This is a genomic window from Halomonas sp. 707D4, from assembly GCF_024158685.1.
GTDB lineage: Bacteria > Pseudomonadota > Gammaproteobacteria > Pseudomonadales > Halomonadaceae > Vreelandella.
Genome location: NZ_JAMZBD010000555.1, coordinates 1 through 1,814, shown reverse-complemented (window position 1 = coordinate 1,814; position 1,814 = coordinate 1). Strand labels below are relative to the sequence as shown.

The window sequence follows — 1,814 nt, the reverse complement described above, 5'->3', positions numbered from 1 at the left end:
GGGCGTACCTGACCAAGGGCCGGCTCGCCAGGGCTTGCCAGGTGCATCGCCCCACAGCCGCTCAGCATCAGCGAAAGCCCGCCGAGCCCGAGACAGCGGCGAACCGCGTGAACGACCTGCATCGATGACTCCTTGTTCTGGGTGGATACGACCCGTCGTGCGGGCCTTCGATAAGATCACGGTTGTTGCACAGTTTCTGCAATGACTTTACACCGACGCCTTCGATACTGAGGCTGCTTACGTCATTCACTGTATCGATCCACGAGGTACGCCATGAAAAACGTCATTCGCAAACTCGCCGCCCCTGCCCTGCTCGCCGCCGTGCTCGCTCCCGTCGCCCTGACCGCCCAGGCAGGCCCGCACGCCGACGAAGATCGTGCCCAGATGCGCGAGCACCGGCAAGAGCAGCGCCAGGAAGTCTACCAGCGCGCCGGCATCGACGAAGAGAAGCAGCAGGCGCTGGATGAAGCCAACACCGAGTTCTTCGAGGCCATGAAGTCGCTGCGCGACGACCATCACGCCCGGGTCGCCGAGATCCTGACCGATGAAGAGCAGCAGGCAGTGCGGGACGCGATGCAGGAAGTTCGCGGCGAGCATCGCGAGCACAAGCGCGCCGAGCGAGGCCAGCAAGAGTCCAATACCGAAGGCGAAGCGCTCACGCAGTAAGCACGCGTTTCACGTCCACCTTCGCATCGGTTTCACGTTGACCGCATCGAACGAACACCCGGCCATTGGCCGGGTGTTCGCGCTGGAAGGGGCATCGAGGTGCCGAGGCGGGCCTAGAAGAAGCCCATGGGATTGATGTCGTAGCTGATCAACAGGTTCTTGGTCTGCTGGTAGTGCTCGAGGGCCATCTTGTGGGTCTCGCGGCCGACGCCGGACTTCTTGTAGCCGCCGAAGGCGGCGTGGGCCGGGTACTGGTGGTAGCAGTTGGTCCACACCCGCCCGGCCTGGATGCCGCGGCCCATGCGAAACGCCACGTTGATGTCGCGACTCCAGACGCCGGCACCGAGGCCGAACTCGGTGTCGTTGGCGATCGCCAGCGCCTCCTCCTCGTCCTTGAAGGTGGTGACCGACACCACCGGGCCGAAGATCTCCTCCTGGAAGATGCGCATCTTGTTGTTGCCCTTGAGGATCGTCGGCTCGATGTAGTAACCGCTGCCGAAATCGCCCTCGATGCTCGCCTTGTTGCCGCCGGTCAAGAACTCGGCACCCTCGTCGCGTGCCACGTCCATGTAGGACATGATCTTGTCGAACTGCTCTTGCGATGCCTGGGCGCCGACCTGCACCTCGGTATCCAGCGGGTTTCCACGCTTGATCGCCTTGGTGCGCTCGAGCACCTTCGCCATGAAGTCGTCGTACATGCTCTCCTGCACCAGTGCGCGAGACGGGCAGGTACAGACCTCGCCCTGATTCAGGAAGGCCAGTACCAGCCCCTCGACCGCCTTGTCGATGAAGGCGGGCTCGGCGTTCATGATGTCGGCGAAGTAGATGTTCGGCGACTTGCCGCCAAGCTCCACCGTGGAGGGGATGATGTTCTCGGCGGCGCACTTCAAGATGTGCGAGCCCACCGGGGTGGAGCCGGTGAAGGCGATCTTGGCGATGCGCTTGCTGGTGGCGAGACTCTGGCCGATCTCCTCGCCGAAGCCGTTGACGATGTTGACCACCCCGGGCGGGATCAGGTCGCCGATCACCTTCATCAGCACCAGCACCGAGGCCGGCGTCTGCTCGGCGGGCTTCAACACCACGCAGTTGCCGGCGGCGAGCGCCGGCGCCAATTTCCACACCGCCATCAGGATCGGGAAGTTCCAGGG

The 1,814-nt window shown here is 63.7% G+C and carries 2 protein-coding genes; one reads left to right on the top strand and one right to left on the bottom strand.

The window, feature by feature from the left end; translation table 11 throughout:
• The first annotated feature begins 273 nt into the window (after positions 1 to 273).
• Positions 274 to 666, top strand: a complete 393-nt coding sequence (locus tag BIS11_RS16500) for a hypothetical protein (protein ID WP_253419619.1) — start codon at positions 274 to 276, stop codon at positions 664 to 666.
• 113 nt (positions 667 to 779) lie between these two features.
• On the opposite strand, the gene BIS11_RS16495 is transcribed toward BIS11_RS16500, so the two are convergent.
• Positions 780 to 1,814, bottom strand: a 1,035-nt coding sequence (locus BIS11_RS16495) for an aldehyde dehydrogenase family protein (protein ID WP_253586576.1), incomplete at its 5' end; no start/stop codon positions are given.